The sequence below is a fragment of the Pseudoxanthomonas japonensis genome (genome assembly GCF_043632995.1).
In the GTDB taxonomy this organism is placed as follows: Bacteria; Pseudomonadota; Gammaproteobacteria; order Xanthomonadales; family Xanthomonadaceae; genus Pseudoxanthomonas_A; species Pseudoxanthomonas_A japonensis.
Genome location: NZ_CP171632.1, coordinates 1,284,817 through 1,302,212, shown reverse-complemented (window position 1 = coordinate 1,302,212; position 17,396 = coordinate 1,284,817). Strand labels below are relative to the sequence as shown.

Here is a 17,396-nt window from a genome sequence, read left to right as displayed (position 1 = left end):
CCACGCAGAAGGGACATGCCGGTGGCATGTCCCTTCGCGATGCCGTGCCCGTCATCCGGGCCGGCGCTGGCTTACCAGCTGAACTGCGTGCGCAGCGCGTACTGGGCGGTTTCGTCGCCGGTGACTTCGTTGTCGCCCTGCGTGTAATTGAACATGAAGCGCAGGTTCGGGTTGACGTAGTAGTTCATGCCGAGGATCCAGCTGGTGACTTCGCGGTTCAGCGTTTCGTTCTCGACGTAGTCGTAGCGACCGGTCAGCTCCCACAGGCCCTTGTCGGCGACCTTCGGCGAACCGAACACGCCGGTGGCGCCCTTGTACGGCTTGTGGCCGCCGTTGAGCATGAAGCTGCCCTGCACGTAGTACGTCTTGACGTCCTGGTCGCGACCCAGCGGCTGACCGTAGGTGGCGTCGGCGTATTCGGCCTGGAAGAACGCCGGGCCGAACGAACCCGCGGCTTCCACCGCCATCACGTCGACGGTGTTGCGGCTTGCGCCGGTCGTGGTGGCGATGACCTGCGACGGACCGCGGCGGCCGGCGTAGTTGGAGGTGGCGACCAGGTCGGCCGAACCCTGGTTGTTGTCCTCGAAGCTGTACCACGCACCGAAGTGCAGCGTGCTGTTGTCGGTGTTGATCGGCGCGAACGTCACGCGACCGGCGGCGCCCATGCCTTCGTTGCGCGTACCGGAGGCGCCGCGCAGGTTGAACACGCTCAGGCCGGCGGTGTAGTTCTCGCCGGCACGCAGGTAGCCCACGCCCTGCTGGAACTGGCGGCCCGAGAACAGGCCCGTGGCGGACGCGAACGGACGCTCCATGGTCAGCAGTTCGTTGGAGCTGGTCAGTTCTTCCATGGCGCGGTAGGGCTTGAAGTGACCGATGGTGAACTTGCCACCCAGCGCGGACTTGGCAATGTAGACGTCGCGGAAGCCCTCCAGGCCGCCACCGGCGCCGAAATCGTTCTCCATCTTGTAGTCCCAGCCGTAGGCCTTGCCCGACAGGGTCAGGCGCGCGCGGCGGAATTCGGTGGTGCCCGTGGTGCTGGCCAGGTCGCGGTCGAAAGCATAGGTGTCGAAGTGGATGCGGCCGCCGATGCTGGCTTCGAACTTGCCATCGGCCGAGGTGACTTTCACGCCGCCCTTGGTGTCGATCTTCGGCGAGCCGGTGGTGATCTTGTCCAGCTGCGCGGCGGTGTCCAGGTTCACGTCGGACTGCGCATCGGTGCGCTCTTCCAGCTCGGCCACCTTGGCCGACAGCGCTTCCAGCTGCGCCTTCAGTTCGGCGATCGTCTGATCGCGGGAGTCGGCGGCGGACGCCGAGAAGCTGGTGCTGCCCATGGCGACGGCAAGCGCGGCGGCCAGGAGGGAATAACGCATGGTGACTCTCCGAGTGGAAGTAAGAAGTAGGAGCACAGGCTTCGTGGGCGCCCTGCTTCGCTTCCGAGATCACCTTCGGAAATCATTAAGCGCCCGTCAAAGATGCGCTAAAGGATGGGAGTGAAATCTTGCAGTCACATGTGAGTTTCATGACCGTGGCGTGACAAGGCGCGAGCAGACCCCGTCTGCGGCTGCGCGCTACGCACGCAGGCACTCCTATATGTATGAATCCGGCACTAGACCGAATCGTTGGAGAGCAGTGCCCTCCCCTCCTGCACCTGACCTTGCGCACGACACTCGCGCACCCGCGACCACCGGGCGCGCACCCCACGTCACCGGACTGTCGCAATGCCGACACGGGGCTGTCACACAAACGTCGTGGAATGGCCACCCAACGGGCATGCCCCGTCCTTCCACCCTGCCTTCTCCCAGGAGATTTCCGTGCTCAACTCGATCAAATCCCGCGTCGCGCTGCTCGCGCTCGCCTCGGCCTTCTCGGCGCAGGCGTTCGCCGCCGACGTGACCGGCGCCGGTGCCTCGTTCGTGTACCCGGTGATGACCAAGTGGTCCGCCGACTACGCCAAGGCCACCAGCAACCGCGTCAACTACCAGTCCATCGGGTCGGGCGGCGGTATCGCGCAGATCAAGGCCGGCACGGTGGACTTCGGTTCGTCCGACGCCCCGCTGAAGCCGGAAGATCTGGCCAAGTACGGCCTGGCGCAGTTCCCGTCGGTGATCGGCGGCGTGGTGCCGGTGCTGAACGTGGCCGGCCTGAAGCCGGGACAGCTGAAGCTGGACGGCCCGACCCTGGCCAACATCTTCCTGGGCACCATCAAGACCTGGAACGACCCGGCCATCGCCGCCCTCAACCCGGGCGTCACCCTGCCGGCGCAGCGCATCACCGTCGTCCGTCGCTCGGACGGTTCGGGCACCACCTTCAACTTCGTCAACTACCTGTCCAAGGTCAGCCCGGAGTGGAAGACCAAGGTCGGTGAGGGCACCACCGTGCAGTGGCCGACCGGCGTGGGCGGCAAGGGCAACGAAGGCGTCGCCGCGTACGTGAAGCAGATCAAGGGCGGCATCGGCTATGTCGAACTGTCCTACGCGCTGCAGAACAAGATGTCCTACGCCAGCCTGAAGAACGCAGCCGGCCAGTTCGTGCAGCCGAGCGAAGAGAGCTTCGCCGCCGCGGCCGCCAGCGCCGAGTGGGGCAAGTCGAAGGACTTCTACCTGGTGATGACCAACGCCCCGGGCGCGCAGTCCTGGCCGATCACCGCCACCAACTTCATCCTGATGTACAAGGCGCCGAAGAAGGGCAACAAGGACGCCCGCGACTTCTTCCGCTGGGTCTACGCCAACGGCGACGCCCAGGCCAAGTCGCTCGACTACGTGCCGCTGCCGCCGGCGCTGGTCCAGCAGATCGAGACCTACTGGAAAGCCAACCTGAAGTACTGATCGCACCCGCCGGCACGGTCTCTCCCCGTGCCGGCGCCGATGCGGCGTCCCTCCCGCGCCACATCACCGGGCGGGCCTTCGGGCCCGCCCTTTTTTGTTCGGCATGTCTATTGGGCGTGTTCGTTGGACACGGCTCCGCCGGTCGTCGCATGACAGCGCGAGATGGCGATGTCATCACGCTGTAACAAAAACATCATTTCATAGCGTGGATCACACACGACCCGTCCGGAGACTCCATGCCCGTCCGTACCGCCCGCCTGGCCACGCTGGCCCTGGCCACCGCCTTCTTCACTGCCGCCTGCGGCGGCAAGACCGACGCTCCCGCCACCACGGCCGGCGCCGACGCAGCCCCGACCGCCGCCGCTGGCGCGCAGCAGATCTCCGCCGAACTCACCGGCGCGGGCGCGTCCTTCATCTATCCGCTGATGGCCCGCTGGTCCACGGACTACAACAAGGCCACCGGCGCCAAGATCAACTACCAGTCCATCGGCTCCGGCGGCGGCATCGCGCAGATCAAGGCCGCGACCGTCGATTTCGGCTCGTCCGACAAGCCGCTCTCGTCCGAGGAGCTGGCCCAGGCCGGCCTGGCCCAGTTCCCGTCGGTCATCGGCGGCGTGGTGCCGGTCATCAATGTGGAAGGCCTGCAACCCGGCCAGCTGAAGCTCAGCGGCACCGTGCTGGCGGACATCTTCCTGCACAAGATCACCACCTGGAACGACCCGGCGATCGTCGCGCTGAACCCGGGCGTCACCCTGCCCACCGGCAAGATCAACACCGTGCACCGCTCCGACGGCTCGGGCACCACCTTCAACTTCGTCAATTACCTGGCCAAGGTCAGCCCGGAGTGGAAATCCAAGGTCGGCGAAGGCACCTCGGTCAACTGGCCGGGCGGTGTCGGCGGCAAGGGCAACGAAGGCGTCGCCGCCTACGTGCGCCAGCTGAAGGGCTCGATCGGTTACGTCGAACTGGCCTATGCCGAACAGAACAACATGTCGTACGCCTCGCTGCAGAACGCCGCCGGGCAGTTCGTGAAGCCCACGCCGGAAAGCTTCGCCGCCGCCGCGGCCAGTGCCGACTGGGCGAACGCCAAGGACTTCAACCTGGTCATCACCAATGCGCCGGGCGAGCAGGCGTGGCCGATCACCGCGACCAACTTCATCCTGGTCTACAAGCAGCCGAAGGACGCCGCGAAGGCCAAGCACACGCTGGCGTTCTTCAAGTGGGCCTACGAGCAGGGCCAGGCGCAGGCGAACGAGCTGGACTACGTGCCGCTGCCGCCGGAACTGGTCGGCCAGATCGAGCAGTACTGGAACACCGAGATCAAGCTTTGATCGATGTGTCATCCGCGGGCCGTCCAGTGGGGCGGCCCGCTGTCATCACGCGGTAACCGCACCACCGTGCACTAGCGCTTCACGCGTCAACCGCCCCTCCCCCACCTCCCGGGTTGCATGAACGCCACCGCCCTCCCCGCTTCCCTGACGGACGTGCGCACTGCGAAAGACGCACGCGCCGACACACTGTTCCGGCTGACCCTGACCGGCGCCGGCCTGTTCGTCCTGTTCTCCCTGATCGCCGCTGCCGTCTCGATGTTGTGGGGCGGCCGTGAAGCCCTGCAGACCTTCGGCCTCGGCTTCTTCACCAGCACCAACTGGAACGTCGGCACGCGCGAGTTCGGTGCGCTGGTGCCGATCTTCGGCACGCTGGTCAGCGCCGGCATCGCCATGCTGATCGCCGTGCCGGTGAGCTTCGGCATCGCGGTGTTCTTGACCGAAGTCGCACCGGCCTGGATGCGCGGCCCGGTCGGCATGGCCATCGAACTGCTGGCCGGCATTCCCTCGATCATCTACGGCATGTGGGGCCTGTTCGTGCTGGCGCCGCAGTTGAGCGAACACGTCTATCCGTGGATCAACGACAATCTCGGCCAGCTGCCGCTGGTCGGCGTGCTGCTGTCGGGTCCGCCGCTGGGCATCGGCATGATGACCGCCGGCCTGGTGCTGGCCATCATGGTGATCCCCTTCATCTCGTCGGTGATGCGCGAGGTCTTCCTGACCGTGCCGGGCCGCCTGAAGGAATCCGCCTACGCGCTGGGCTCGACCAGGTGGGAAGTGGTCTGGGACATCGTGCTGCCGTACACCCGCTCGGCGGTGATCGGCGGCGTGTTCCTCGGCCTGGGCCGCGCGCTCGGCGAGACGATGGCAGTCACCTTCGTGATCGGCAACGCCTACGCGATCAGCCTGGCGCTGCTGGAACCCGGCACCTCGATCGCCGCGACCATCGCCAATGAATTCGCCGAAGCCACCGACCCGCTGCACAAGGGTTCGCTGCTGCTGCTCGGCTTCACCCTGTTCGTGCTGACCTTCATCGTGCTGGCGATCGCCCGCCTGATGCTGCGCCAGCTCGCCAAGCGGGAGGGCAACTGATGTCCGCTTCGCTCTACACCTGGCGCAAGGTCAAGAATGTCGCCGCACTGTCGCTGTCCATCGCCGCCGCCGCGTTCGGCCTGATGTGGCTGGTCTGGATCCTGTGGACCACGATCACCAAGGGCATGGGCAGCCTGAACCTGGACCTGTTCACCCAGATGACCCCGCCCCCGAACGAACCCGGCGGCCTGGCCAACGCGCTGTTCGGCAGCGTGGTGATCAGCCTGCTGGCGATCCTGCTGGGCACGCCGATCGGCATCGCCGCCGGCACCTACCTGGCCGAATACGCCAACAAGCACTGGCTGGGCGAAACCGTCCGTTTCGTCAACGACATCCTGCTGTCGGCGCCGTCCATCGTGCTGGGCCTCTTCATCTACACCGTGATGGTGGCGCAGATGGGCCACTACTCCGCCTGGGCTGGTGCGGTGGCGCTGGCATTCATCGCGCTGCCGGTGATCGTGCGCACCACCGACGAGATGCTGCGGCTGGTGCCGCAGCAGATGCGAGAAGCCGCGCTGTCGCTGGGCGTGCCGCAGTGGAAGGTCACCACCCAGGTGCTGATGCGTTCGGCGCTGCCGGGCATCGTCACCGGCATCCTGCTCGCCCTGGCGCGCATCAGCGGCGAGACCGCCCCGCTGCTGTTCACCGCCTTCAACAACCAGTTCTGGAGCACGGACCTCAACCAGTCCATGGCCAACCTGCCCATGGTGATCTTCCAGTACGCGATGAGCCCCTACGACTCGTGGAACTCGCTGGCCTGGGCCGGCGCCTTCCTCGTCACCGGCATGGTGCTGATCCTCAGCCTGATTGCGCGAACCATCCTTCTTCGAAACAAGGTGACCCATGAATGACGCCGCCCGCATTGCCGTGGTGACGCCGCAGCGCCACGACGACCTCGCCGCGCCCGCCAGCGTGAAGCTGGCGGCCAAGGGCCTGGACTTCTACTACGGCGATTTCCATGCGCTGAAGAACATCAACCTGGAGATCCCGGAAAAACGCGTCACCGCGCTGATCGGTCCCTCCGGCTGCGGCAAGTCCACCCTGCTGCGCGTGTTCAACCGCATCTATTCGCTGTACCCCAAGCTGCATGCCAAGGGCGAGGTACTGCTGGATGGCGAGAACATCCTCGACACCAGGTACCCGATGAACCGCCTGCGCAGCAAGGTGGGCATGGTGTTCCAGAAGCCGGTGCCGTTTCCGATGACCATCTTCGAGAACGTCGCCTACGGCATCCGCCACCACGAACGCCTCAACAAGGCCGACATGGACGTGCGCGTCGAACAGGCGCTGCGCCAGGCGGCGCTGTGGGACGAAGCCAAGGACAAGCTGAAGCAGAGCGCGCTGGGCCTGTCTGGCGGCCAGCAGCAGCGCCTGTGCATCGCGCGTGCGGTGGCGCTGCGCCCGGACGTGATCCTGCTGGACGAGCCGACCTCGGCGCTGGACCCCATCTCGACCAGCAAGATCGAGCAGCTGATCGAGGAACTGAAGCACCAGTACACCATCGCCATCGTCACCCACAACATGCAGCAGGCGGCACGCGTGTCGGACTACACCGCCTTCATGTACCTGGGCGAGCTGGTGGAGCACGACGCCACGTCGACGATCTTCTCCAACCCCGGCAAGCAGCAGACCGAAGACTACATCACCGGCAGGTTCGGCTGATGCCGGAACCCGTGATTCGTGATTGGGGATTGGTGATTCGCCAAAGCGAGCACCCCAGCATGAAACGGCACCGGTTCATCCCATCGCGAATCACCCATCACGAATCACCAATCACGGCCTCCCCATGAACACCCAACCCAACGACCATATCGTGAAGAGCTACGACGAAGAACAGCGCCGCATCGTGGCCGAGATCGTGCGCATGGGCGAAACCGCGGTCGCGCAGCTGGAAGCCGCGCTGGACGTGGTCGAGCGCCGCGACGACAAGGCCGCCCAGCGCATCATCGCCAACGACGAGGCCATCGATGCCATCGAGCACCAGGTCAGCCACGACGTGATGCACCTGGCGCTGCGCGGCCCGATGGCGCGCGACCTGCGCGAGATCCTCGCTGGCCTGCGCATCCCGGCCGACATCGAGCGCATCGGCGACTACGCGGCCAACGTCGCCAAGCGTTCGATCGCGCTCAACGTTTCGCCGCCGATGCCGCAGATCACCGGCCTGCGCGCGCTCGGCAAGCTGGCGGCGCGCCAGGTGCGCGACGTGCTGGCTGCCTACCAGAACGGCGACGCCGAACAGGCGGTGCAGGTCCGCGCACGCGATGCCGAACTGGACGCGCACTACACCGCGCTGTTCCGCGAGCTGCTGACCTACATGATGGAAGACCCGCGCAACATCACGCCCTGCACGCACCTGCTGTTCATGGCCAAGAACCTGGAGCGCATCGGCGACCACGCCACCAACATCGCCGAGAACGTCTGGTTCCTGGTGCACGGCGAGCAGCCGCTGCCCCCGCGCGACAAGCGCGACGAGACCAGCACCACCGGCGCGGTCTGAGCTGAGCTGAGCCGGGCCGGCCCGTTCCGCACCGCAACACCACCTTCGCCCCGCTCCCATGCGGGGCGCAGGCGTTTCAGGCCCTGCATACGGCCGGCTAACGGACTGCGTCTACACTGTCGCCACTTCCCGTGCGGCCCCCGTCGCACCCCATTGGAGAGCATGACGATGTCCAAGACGAACAAGCCCGCCGCTGTCGCCATCGCCCTGGTCGGCGGCCTTGCCCTGACCGGTTCCGCCTTCGCCATGGAACCGCTGGCGCAGGGCTACCTGCTGGCCGCACAGGACGCCGCCAAGACGGCCGAAGGCAAATGCGGCGAAGGCAAGTGCGGCATGGCGAAGGTCGACACCGACAAGGACGGCAAGGTCTCGCAGGCCGAGTTCACCGCCGCGCACCCGGACAAGGCGGCGACATTCGCCGAGATCGACACCAACAAGGATGGCTTCATCGACGCCGCCGAGCACAAGGCCCATGCCGGCACCAAGGGTGCCGAGGGCAAGTGCGGAGAAGGCAAGTGTGGCGAGGGCAAATGCGGCGGCGACAAGAAGACCGGCGACAAGTAAGCCCTGATCGGTCGACGCGGATCCTGGCGCAACGCCGGGATCCGCGCACACCCCGCGCATGAGCCATCCCCTCTCCACCCACACTACTGGCCTCGGCCTGCGTCGCGCCCTGCTGGACGAACTGCTGGACGCGCCGGCCGGCGCGTTCGATTTCCTCGAGTGCGCACCGGACAACTGGATCGGCGTGGGTGGCCGCTACGGCGAAGCACTGCAGGTGCTGTCCGCCCGCCATCCGGTCACCTGCCACGGCCTGTCGCTCTCGCTGGGCGGCATGGCGCCGCTGGACGACACCTTCCTCGCACGCACGCGGCGCTTCCTCGACCAGCATGGCGTGTCGCTGTACAGCGAACACCTGAGCTACTGCAGCGACGACGGCCATCTGTACGACCTGATGCCGACCCCGTTTACCGAGGAGGCGGTCCGCCACGTCGCCGCGCATATCCGCCAGGCGCAGGATGCGCTGGGCCGCCGCATCGCCGTGGAGAACGTCTCCTACTACGCCGCGCCCTACCAGGCGATGGCGGAAGCCGACTTCATCACCGCGGTGCTGGACGAAGCCGACTGCGACCTGCTGCTCGACGTCAACAACGTGTTCGTCAACGCCATCAACCATGGCTACGACGCGCGCGATTTCCTGGCGCGCATGCCTTCCGCGCGGATCGCGTCGTACCACATCGCCGGCCACTACGACGAGGCCGACGACCTCAAGGTCGACACGCACGGCGCGCCGGTGAAGGACGACGTGTGGGCGCTGCTGTCGCTGGCCTATGCCACTCATGGTGTACGCCCTACCCTGCTGGAACGCGATTTCAATTTCCCGCCACTGGCGGAGCTGTGCGCGGAACTGCAGCGCGTCCGCGACCTGCAGGCGATGCATGCGAACGGCACGACCGCCCAGGCCACGCATGGCTGAAACGCTGCACGACCAGCAGTTCGCGCTGTCGCGCCACCTGCGGGATCCGTCGTCGCAACCCCCGCCGCCCGGCATCGAGGACCGGCGACTGGCGGTCTACCGCGATCTGTTCTTCAACAACATCGAAGGCCTGCTGGCCGGCAACTTCCCGGTGATCCGCAAGACGCTGGGCGACGATGCGTGGCGTGCGCTCGTGCGCCGCTTCTACGCCGACCACCGCAGCCAGACACCACTGTTCCCGGAGATCGCGCGCGAGTTCATCCGTTACCTGGAATCGCGCGACGACGATGGGCTTCCTCCCTGGCTACGCGAACTCGCACACTACGAGTGGGTCGAGCTGGCCCTGCAGATCGCCGACGACGCAGTCCCGGCGCATGTGCCCGACGGCGACCTCCTTGCGGGCGAGCCCGTCGTCTCGCCCTTCGCTTGGGCATTGGCCTACCAGTGGCCGGTGCATCGCATCGGTCCGGCATTCCAGCCCGACGCGCCGCAAGCAGAGCCCACCTTGCTGCTCGTCCGCCGCGACGCCGGCTACCAGATCCGCTTCGCCGCCATCTCGTCGCTGGTGTACCGCCTGATCGAGCTGCTCGGCGTAGGTGGACGCAGTGGTAGTGATACGTTGCGGAAGCTCGCGGTGGAAGCAGGCGTCGACGACGTGTCCGCCTTCGTCGAACAGGGCGCGGCAATGCTGTCGCGCATGCGCGAGGAAGGCACGCTGCTGGGTACCGCTCCCCGGATCTGACCTGTGTGAGCGACGTCAGTCGCGATCGTCTGACAGCCTGCATTGCCCCATCGCGACTGACGTCGCTCCCACGAGAAGAAGTCCGGATCGCGGTTGTGCTTCCAGCCGAGGAAGCACCGGCTGCCTCTGCTACGCTTTCCTCATGGAAAACACCGCCGAACCCTCCCGCATCACCCCCATGGCCCAGCGCTTCCGCGGCTACCTGCCCGTGGTGGTGGACGTGGAGACTGGCGGCTTCGACTGGAACCGGCATGCGCTGCTGGAACTGGCGGCGGTGCCGCTGGACCTGGACGAGAACGGCCTGCTGGTCTGCGGCACCACGTCGAGCGTGCACCTGCATCCTGCGCCAGGCACCGAGATCGACCCGAAGTCGCTGGAAGTCACCGGGATCGACCTCGACCATCCGTTCCGGTTCGCCAAGCACGAGAAGGACGCGCTAGACCACGTGTTCGCGCCGGTGCGCGCCGCGGTGAAGAAACACGGCTGCCAGCGCGCGATCCTGGTCGGCCACAACGCGCACTTCGACCTCAACTTCCTCAACGCCGCCGTCGCGCGCGTGGCGCACAAGCGCAACCCGTTCCATCCCTTCAGCGTGTTCGACACGGTGACGCTGGCCGGCGTCGCCTACGGACAGACCGTGCTCGCCCGCGCCGTGCAGGCGGCCGGCTTCGACTGGAATGCCGAGGACGCACATTCCGCCGTGTACGACGCGGAGCAGACCGCGCGCCTGTTCTGCAAGATCGTCAACGCGTGGCCGAAGCCGCTGGGCTGATCGCGCGACGCTACGCCTCGCCGCTGGCCGCCGTCGTCACCGGCGCGCGCGAGGTCATGGCGGCACCGGCAGACGCGACGATGATCGACGCTATCGCCAGCCACTGCAGCATCGACAGGCGCTCGTGCAGGAACAGCAGGCCGCACAGCGCGGCGATGGCCGGTTCCAGGCTCATCATCATGCCGAAGGTGCGTGTCGGCATCTTCGTCAACGCCACCATCTCCAGACTGTAGGGAACCGCGGTGGACAGCAGCGCGACCGCCAACGCGATGGGCAGCAATGCTGGCGCCAGCAGCGCGGTGCCGGCGTGCGCGACGCCGAACGGCACCGCCACCGCGGCGGCGATGCAGCTGCCGATGGCGACCGTCTGCGGACCATGCACGTTGCCCGCCTTCTGGCCGAACACGATGTACATCGCCCAGCAGGCGCCGGCACCCAGCGCGTAGGCCGCACCGACGAGGTCCAGCGGCTGGCTGCCCTGCTCCGGTACCAGCAGCACCAGTCCGATCACGGCCAGCACGACCCAGCCCACGTCGCGCAGATGACGCGAACCCAGCAGCGCCACCGCCAGCGGTCCGGTGAATTCGAGCGCGACCGCAATGCCGAGCGGCACCGTTTCCAACGACTTGTAGAACAGCAGGTTCATCAGCCCGAGCGAGGCGCCGTAGAACAGCAGCAGCGGCCATTGCTCGCGGGTGACGCGCGCGCGCCACGGGCGGAACACGGCCACCAGGATCACGGTCGCCAGCGCAAGCCGAAGTGCCGTCGCGCCGGTGGCGCCGACCGCGGGGAACAGGCTCTTCGCCATCGACGCGCCGGCCTGGATCGACAGCATGGCGACGAGCAGCAGCGCGATCGGCTGCCAGTGGATGGTGGGATGGGAGTTGGAGGACGACATGACGACACGACCTGCGGACACCGGGAGCGGAGCGCCGCGCTTGAAGAGGGATTCGATTGCGCACTATATTGCGCAGATCGAAGCTTACAGGATGCGCAATATAGTGCGCAACCCTCACCCATGAGTGTGCTGGAACACGTCGCCGAGAACATCCGTCGCCTGCGGACCGACGCAGGCCTCAGCCAGCAGGCGCTGTCGGTCGCCGCGGATGTCTCCCGCCGCATGCTGGTGGGCATCGAATCCGGCGACGCCAATGTCAGCCTCAACACCCTGGACCGCATCGCCGAGGCGCTGAAGGTGACGTTCGCCGACCTGGTGAAGGCGCCGAGCCGGCCGGGGCTCGATCGCATCGAGGCGCTGGCCTGGAGTGGGCGCGTCGCCGGCTCGCAGGGCGTGTTGCTGGCCACCGCGCCGGCGGCCCACGACGTCGAGTTGTGGGCGTGGACGCTGATGCCGGGCGACCGCTACGTATCGGCGGCCGATCCCGCGGGCTGGCGCGAGATGTTCTTCGTCATCGAAGGCCGCCTGGTGATCGAACTGCCGGACCGCGAGCACATCGTCGCGGCCGGCGACTTCTTCGTATTCCCCAGCGACCGCGACTACGCCTACCGCAACGACGGCGACGCGCCGCTGCGCTTTATCCGCAACGTCGTGCACTGAGTCCGGCGCATCACTTCTTCGGTGGTGCGATGCCGTGCTGCTCCAGGATCGCGCGCACGCGATCCAGCGGGATCGCCTCGACGGTCTCGCCGTTGCCGCTGACCGTGGTGGCCATGAAGATCGAGTTGTAGATCGCCTCTTCCACTGCTTCCACGCTGGCCTGGAACACGGCGCTCATCTGCTCGTTGGCCAGCTCCGACGTCTCCAGCCGCGGCGCATCGAAGGCGCGCCGCACCGACGCCGCGGTGGAGAACGCCAGGATGTAGTCGCCGCTGCCATTGGAAGCCGAACTGCCCGTGCGGCCCAGGCCCATCATCGCGCGCGAGGCGACGCGACGAAGGTTACGGTCGCCCAGCGGTGCGTCGGTGGCGATGACGATGATGATCGACCCGTCGCCGCGATCGTCGGCAAGGCCGCGGCGGTCGCCGGCCTGCATGGCGACCGCCTTCTGGAAGGCGTAGCGGTCCAGTTCGCGCCCGACCGGCGCGCCCGAGACCTGCAGCACGCCACCGAAATTGCTCTGCACCAGCACGCCGACGGTCCAGCCGCCAAGCGACGCGGGCAGTTTGCGCGACGACGTGCCGATACCGCCCTTCCAGCCGAATGCCACCGTACCGGTGCCGGCGCCGACGCTGCCTTCCTGCACCGTACCGTCGGAGGCGGATTCCAGCGCGCGGCGCACGGCCTCGGCGGTGACCGGGCGTGCGCGGATATCGTTGAGCCCGCCGTCGTTGGTTTCGCCGACCACCACATTGAGCGACTGCACCTTCCCCATGTCGGGTTTGGCCAGCATCCAGTCCGCCATCGCATCGGCGGCCTTCCACACGCACAGCGTGCAGGTCAGCAGGATGGGCGTTTCCAGTTCGCCCAGTTCGTTGACCTGGGTGCTGCCGACGAACTTGCCGAAGCCGTTGCCGACATGCACCGCCGCCGGCACGCGCGAGCGGTAGACGTTGCCGGCATGCGGCAGGATCGCGGTCACGCCGGTGCGGACGGTGTCGCCCTCCTTCAGCGTCACCTGGCCGACGCGCACGCCGGCGACATCGGTGATGGCGTTGTGCGTGCTAGGCGCGAAGATGCCCGGGGCGACGCCGAGGTCGCGCGCGCGGACGCGCGTCTCGTCCTTCGCGGTCGCGGAGAACGAACACGCCACCAGCGACAGCGCGACCAGGTGGCGAAAGATACCGCCGCGTTCCTTGCTCATGTCTTCTCCTTGTTTACTGGCGCTGGCGGACGGCCTCGAACAGCGTGATGCCGGCTGCGACCGAGACGTTGAGGCTTTCGATGTCGCCGGGCATGGGGATCTTCACCAGCCCGTCGCAGTGCTCGCGGGTCAGGCGGCGCAGGCCATCGGCTTCGCCACCCAGTGCCAGCGCCACGTTGCCGCGCAGGTCGGTCGCATACAGCGATGCGGTGGCTTCACCGGCCAGGCCATAGATCCACACGCCCAACTGCTGCAGGTCGCGCAGGCAGCGCGACAGGTTGGTCACCTGCACCACCGGGATGCGGTCGGCGGCACCGGCCGAGGTCTTGCGCACGGTGGCATTGACGCCGACCGACTTGTCCTTGGGGATGATCACCGCGGTGACGCCGGCCGCCGCCGCGCTGCGCAGGCAGGCCCCGAGGTTGTGCGGATCCTGCACGCCGTCCAGCACCAGCAGCAGCGCCTTGCCTTCGGCGGCTTCCACCAGACCCTGCAACTCGTTCTCGTCCCAGGTTGGCGCGGCGGCATAGCGCGCCGCCACGCCCTGATGGCGCAGCGAGCCGGCCACGCCGTCCAGCGCCTGGCCGGTGACGCGGCGCACGTCGATGCCCTTGCGGCGCGCGTTCTCTTCGATCTCGGTCAGGCGCGCGTTCTTGCTGCCGCCCTCGACCAGGATCTCGCGCACGTTGTCGACGTCGTTCTCGACGGCCGAGGCGACCGCGTTGACGCCGACGATCCACTGGTTCTGCTTGCTCATGCGCTGTACGGCCGCGTAGGAAAGGCCGGCATTATCGCACCGACCGCCGGCTCAGCGCGGCGGCCACGCGGTCGTGTCGTGGTCCGGATGCTGGAACGAGACCACCCCGGCCAGGAACGCCGTAGCGGCCTCGTCTTCCTCGGTCCGCCGCTGCGGTAGTGCCGACAGGCCGTCCACATAGGGCAGCTTTCTCTCCACGCCGTACTGCACCCACGGCGCCAGCCCGGCCGGATCGTCGAAAGCCCCTGCCGCCAGTGCCACGCCATCGGGCGCCTCGTAGGTCAGCGGTGTGCCGCAGTCAGCGCAGAAGCCACGCTGCACGACGTTCGACGACCGGAAGCGCTTCGGTTCGCCGCGCGTCCATTCCAGCACCGCGCCGCGCGTGGACACCAGCGGGGCGTAGTAAGCGCCGAAGGCTTTCTGGCACATGCGGCAATGGCAGATCGATGCGTCCTTCAGCTCACCCGTGACGCGGAAGCGGACCGCGCCGCATTGGCAGCCGCCGCTGTGGATGTCGAGGGACATAGTCGCTCCGCATCAGGCAAGGGAAAACACGGCAATCCATGCCGTCATCCCGGCGCACGCCGGGATCCATCCTGATTCTGCACTTGCCTTGAATCATCCCGACAAAAGCAACATCAAGATGGGTCCCAGCCTGCGCTGGGACGACGGCGTGGTTGTTCAATACTTCTTCTTCGTCCGCTTGGCCGGCTGGCCGCGCGGCGGAGGCGGCGGCACCCCCGTATCGGTCTTGTCCTCGACCAGGCGGAAATCGATCTTGCGCTCCTCCAGACTTGCCTTCAGCACGATGATGCGCACGCGGTCGCCGAGGCGGTACGACAGGCCGCGGCGCTCACCCGCCAGCGTCTTGCGTACCGGGTCGAAGTGGTAATAGTCGTGCGGCAGTTGGGTCACGTGGACCAGGCCGTTGACCTTGGACTGGTCCAGCTCGACAAACAGGCCGAAGCTGGTCACGCCGCTGATGACGCCGTCGAACTGGCCACCGACATGCTTTTCCATCCACGCGGCGCGGAAGCGCTCGTCGACTTCGCGCTCGGCCTCGTCGGCGCGGCGCTCGCGTTCGGAGCACTGCAGCGCCAGCGCGGCCATGTCGCGCGGCGAATACTGGAACGCATCCGGATTCTTCCTGCTCAACCCGTGCTTGATCGCACGGTGCACCAGCAGGTCGGGATAGCGTCGGATCGGCGAGGTGAAGTGCGCGTACGCCTCCAGTGCCAGGCCGAAGTGGCCGACGTTCTCGGGCGCATACACGGCCAGGCTCTGGCTGCGCAACAGCACCGACTCCAGCAGCGCCGCATCGGGACGCTCGCGCACCTTCTTCAGCAGGTTGGTGAAGTCCTTGGGCTGCACCTTGCCCCACGACGGCATGGAGAGCTTGAACTCCTTCAGGAATTCCAGCAGGTCCATGTACTTGGTTTCCGGCGGCTTGTCGTGGATGCGGTACGGCGCCGGAATGTGCGCGGCGAGCAGGTACTTCGCTGCCTGGACATTCGCGGCGATCATGCACTCCTCGATCAGCTTGTGGGCCTCGTTGCGCACCAGCATGCCGGCCTGCGTGACCTCACCGCGGTTGTCGAGGACGAAGCGCACCTCGGAACTCTCGAACTCGATGGCGCCACGCTGGGTGCGCGCCTTGGCCAGCACGTGATAGAGCTGGTACAGGCGCTCGACGTGCGGCAGCACGGGCGCGATCTGCGCTCGGACCTCCTCGTCGTTTTCGCCGACCGCCTTCCACACCTGCGTGTAGGTCAGGCGCGCATGCGAATTCATCACCGCTTCGTAGAACTTCGAGCTGGTGACCTCGCCGTCGCGGTTGACCTGCATGTCGCAGACGAAGGTCATGCGGTCGACTTTCGGATTCAGCGAGCAGATGCCGTTGGACAGCGTCTCCGGCAGCATCGGCACCACGTAGCCGGGGAAGTAGACCGAGGTCGCCCGCTTCTGCGCCTCGTCGTCCAGCGGCGTGCCGGGACGGACGTAATGCGACACGTCGGCGATCGCGACGACCAGGCGGAAACCGTCGCGCGTCGGCTCGCAGTAGACCGCATCGTCGAAGTCCTTCGCGTCCTCGCCGTCGATGGTCACCAGCGGCGTGGAGCGCAGGTCGACGCGGTCGCCGATCATCGCGGGCTCGACCACGAGCGGCACCGCGGTGGCTTCGTCCAGCACCTCCTGCGGGAACTCGTGCGGCAGGTTGTGGCCGTGGATGGCAGCCTCGACCACCAGCGACGGCGTGAGACTGTCGCCGAGCACGGCGATGACCTTGCCGATGGGCGGACGGCGCGCGTCGGGCGCCTGGGTCAGTTCGACCACGACGAGCTGACCGTCGCGCGCGCCGCCGGTGGCGTCCTGCGGGATCTGCACATTGCGCTGGATGCGCTTGTCGTCCGGTGCCACGTAGGCGATACCGACCTCGAAGCCGAAGCGTCCGATCAGGCGGGTGACGCCGCGCTCCAGCACGCGCGCGATGCTGCCTTCGCGGCGGCCGCGGCGGTCGATGCCGGTGACGTTGGCCAGCGCGCGGTCGCCGTGCATGACCTTGCGCATTTCATACGGCGGCAGGAACAGGTCGTCGCCACCGCCCGTGTCCGGCCGCAGGAAGCCGAAGCCGTCGGGATTGGCGATCACCGTGCCGGCGATCAATGCGGTGTGCTGGACCGGGGCGAAACCGCCGCGGCGGTTCTGCACCAGTTGCCCGTCGCGCACCATCGCGCCCAGCCGCTTGGACAGCGCGTCGAAGCGGTCGGGCGCCTCCAGCCCCAGCGGGCCTGCGATTTCCTCGGCCGTCTGCGGACCGTCCGCCGCCTCGAGGAACCCCAGGATGGCCTCGCGGCTGGCGATGGGCTGTTCGTAGCGCTGGGCCTCGCGCTGCGCGTGCGGATCGACGAATCCGCCGGCCGCGCGTGGCGTGTGTCCGGTGGCCGGTCGCCGGGAGGGCGCGTTGCCCGCCGACGGACGGGACGGCGTGCGCGCAGCGACGTCAGGCATCCACGGTGGCAGGCTCTTCTTGGCCGGCTTGCCGGACTTGCCGGACTTGCCGGCGGTGCGCGAGGCGGCGGTGCCGCCTGGCTTGCTTCCTTTCCCGGCGGGCGTCTTGCCGCCGCTTTTCGTTGGTTTCTTGGT

The 17,396-nt window shown here is 67.2% G+C and carries 17 protein-coding genes; 11 read left to right on the top strand and 6 right to left on the bottom strand.

Going from position 1 to position 17,396, the window contains the following annotated elements; all coding sequences use genetic code 11:
* Nucleotides 1-71 precede the first annotated feature (71 nt).
* A complete protein-coding gene (locus ACGHX3_RS05890) occupies nucleotides 72-1,370 on the bottom strand; it encodes an OprO/OprP family phosphate-selective porin (protein WP_394696723.1) in 1,299 nt (432 codons plus the stop codon).
* A gap of 453 nt (nucleotides 1,371-1,823) precedes the next feature.
* Here ACGHX3_RS05890 and pstS (ACGHX3_RS05885) point away from each other — a divergent pair, with 453 nt between their 5' ends.
* The 10 genes from pstS (ACGHX3_RS05885) (at nucleotide 1,824) to rnt (ending at nucleotide 10,733) form a co-directional block, all read left to right on the top strand.
* Entirely contained in the window at nucleotides 1,824-2,825 is a 1,002-nt protein-coding gene (pstS, locus tag ACGHX3_RS05885) for a phosphate ABC transporter substrate-binding protein PstS (RefSeq protein WP_394697248.1), read from the top strand.
* A 236-nt stretch (nucleotides 2,826-3,061) separates the two neighbouring features.
* Nucleotides 3,062-4,156 carry a phosphate ABC transporter substrate-binding protein PstS gene (pstS, locus tag ACGHX3_RS05880; RefSeq protein WP_394696722.1) on the top strand — a complete coding sequence of 365 codons (1,095 nt, stop codon included), beginning with the start codon at nucleotides 3,062-3,064 and terminating at the stop codon, nucleotides 4,154-4,156.
* A gap of 117 nt (nucleotides 4,157-4,273) precedes the next feature.
* Entirely contained in the window at nucleotides 4,274-5,245 is a 972-nt protein-coding gene (pstC, locus tag ACGHX3_RS05875) for a phosphate ABC transporter permease subunit PstC (RefSeq protein WP_162337643.1), read from the top strand.
* Nucleotides 5,245-6,096 carry a phosphate ABC transporter permease PstA gene (pstA, locus tag ACGHX3_RS05870; RefSeq protein ID WP_394696721.1) on the top strand — a complete coding sequence of 284 codons (852 nt, stop codon included), beginning with the start codon at nucleotides 5,245-5,247 and terminating at the stop codon, nucleotides 6,094-6,096. The genes pstC and pstA overlap by 1 nt, the downstream gene beginning before the upstream one ends.
* Nucleotides 6,089-6,907: a phosphate ABC transporter ATP-binding protein PstB gene (pstB, locus tag ACGHX3_RS05865; RefSeq protein WP_162337640.1), complete on the top strand. Its 819-nt coding sequence runs from the start codon at nucleotides 6,089-6,091 to the stop codon at nucleotides 6,905-6,907. Before pstA ends, pstB begins: the two co-directional genes overlap by 8 nt.
* A 124-nt stretch (nucleotides 6,908-7,031) precedes the next feature.
* A complete protein-coding gene (phoU, locus tag ACGHX3_RS05860; protein WP_162337639.1) occupies nucleotides 7,032-7,742 on the top strand; it encodes a phosphate signaling complex protein PhoU in 711 nt (236 codons plus the stop codon).
* A 168-nt stretch (nucleotides 7,743-7,910) separates the two neighbouring features.
* On the top strand, nucleotides 7,911-8,306 hold the full coding sequence (locus tag ACGHX3_RS05855; protein ID WP_394696720.1) for a hypothetical protein: 396 nt from the start codon (nucleotides 7,911-7,913) through the stop codon (nucleotides 8,304-8,306).
* Nucleotides 8,307-8,364: 58 nt separating this feature from the next.
* Nucleotides 8,365-9,219, top strand: coding sequence for a DUF692 domain-containing protein (locus tag ACGHX3_RS05850; protein ID WP_394696719.1), 855 nt, complete (start codon nucleotides 8,365-8,367; stop codon nucleotides 9,217-9,219).
* Complete coding sequence (locus tag ACGHX3_RS05845; RefSeq protein WP_394696718.1) at nucleotides 9,212-9,961, top strand: DUF2063 domain-containing protein; 750 nt, start codon at nucleotides 9,212-9,214, stop codon at nucleotides 9,959-9,961. Before ACGHX3_RS05850 ends, ACGHX3_RS05845 begins: the two co-directional genes overlap by 8 nt.
* A gap of 142 nt (nucleotides 9,962-10,103) precedes the next feature.
* Nucleotides 10,104-10,733, top strand: a complete 630-nt coding sequence (rnt, locus tag ACGHX3_RS05840; RefSeq protein ID WP_394696717.1) for a ribonuclease T — start codon at nucleotides 10,104-10,106, stop codon at nucleotides 10,731-10,733.
* 10 nt (nucleotides 10,734-10,743) lie between these two features.
* Here rnt and rhtA read toward each other — a convergent pair whose 3' ends face one another.
* A complete protein-coding gene (rhtA, locus tag ACGHX3_RS05835; protein WP_394696716.1) occupies nucleotides 10,744-11,631 on the bottom strand; it encodes a threonine/homoserine exporter RhtA in 888 nt (295 codons plus the stop codon).
* Nucleotides 11,632-11,751: 120 nt separating this feature from the next.
* On the opposite strand from rhtA, the gene ACGHX3_RS05830 reads away from it, so the two are divergent.
* Nucleotides 11,752-12,291 (top strand): helix-turn-helix domain-containing protein, encoded by a 540-nt coding sequence (locus tag ACGHX3_RS05830; protein WP_394696715.1) that lies wholly within the window; start codon nucleotides 11,752-11,754, stop codon nucleotides 12,289-12,291.
* 10 nt (nucleotides 12,292-12,301) lie between these two features.
* Here the strand turns inward: ACGHX3_RS05830 and ACGHX3_RS05825 are convergent, their stop codons facing one another.
* The 4 genes from ACGHX3_RS05825 to rnr all read right to left on the bottom strand — a co-directional run bounded on the left by ACGHX3_RS05825 (nucleotide 12,302) and on the right by rnr (nucleotide 17,261).
* Nucleotides 12,302-13,495: a P1 family peptidase gene (locus ACGHX3_RS05825; protein WP_394696714.1), complete on the bottom strand. Its 1,194-nt coding sequence runs from the start codon at nucleotides 13,493-13,495 to the stop codon at nucleotides 12,302-12,304.
* A gap of 13 nt (nucleotides 13,496-13,508) precedes the next feature.
* A complete protein-coding gene (gene rlmB, locus ACGHX3_RS05820; RefSeq protein ID WP_394696713.1) occupies nucleotides 13,509-14,252 on the bottom strand; it encodes a 23S rRNA (guanosine(2251)-2'-O)-methyltransferase RlmB in 744 nt (247 codons plus the stop codon).
* A 51-nt stretch (nucleotides 14,253-14,303) separates the two neighbouring features.
* Nucleotides 14,304-14,777 carry a GFA family protein gene (locus tag ACGHX3_RS05815; protein ID WP_394696712.1) on the bottom strand — a complete coding sequence of 158 codons (474 nt, stop codon included), beginning with the start codon at nucleotides 14,775-14,777 and terminating at the stop codon, nucleotides 14,304-14,306.
* Nucleotides 14,778-14,933: 156 nt separating this feature from the next.
* Nucleotides 14,934-17,261 (bottom strand): ribonuclease R, encoded by a 2,328-nt coding sequence (rnr, locus tag ACGHX3_RS05810; protein ID WP_394697247.1) that lies wholly within the window; start codon nucleotides 17,259-17,261, stop codon nucleotides 14,934-14,936.
* Nucleotides 17,262-17,396: the final 135 nt, after the last annotated feature.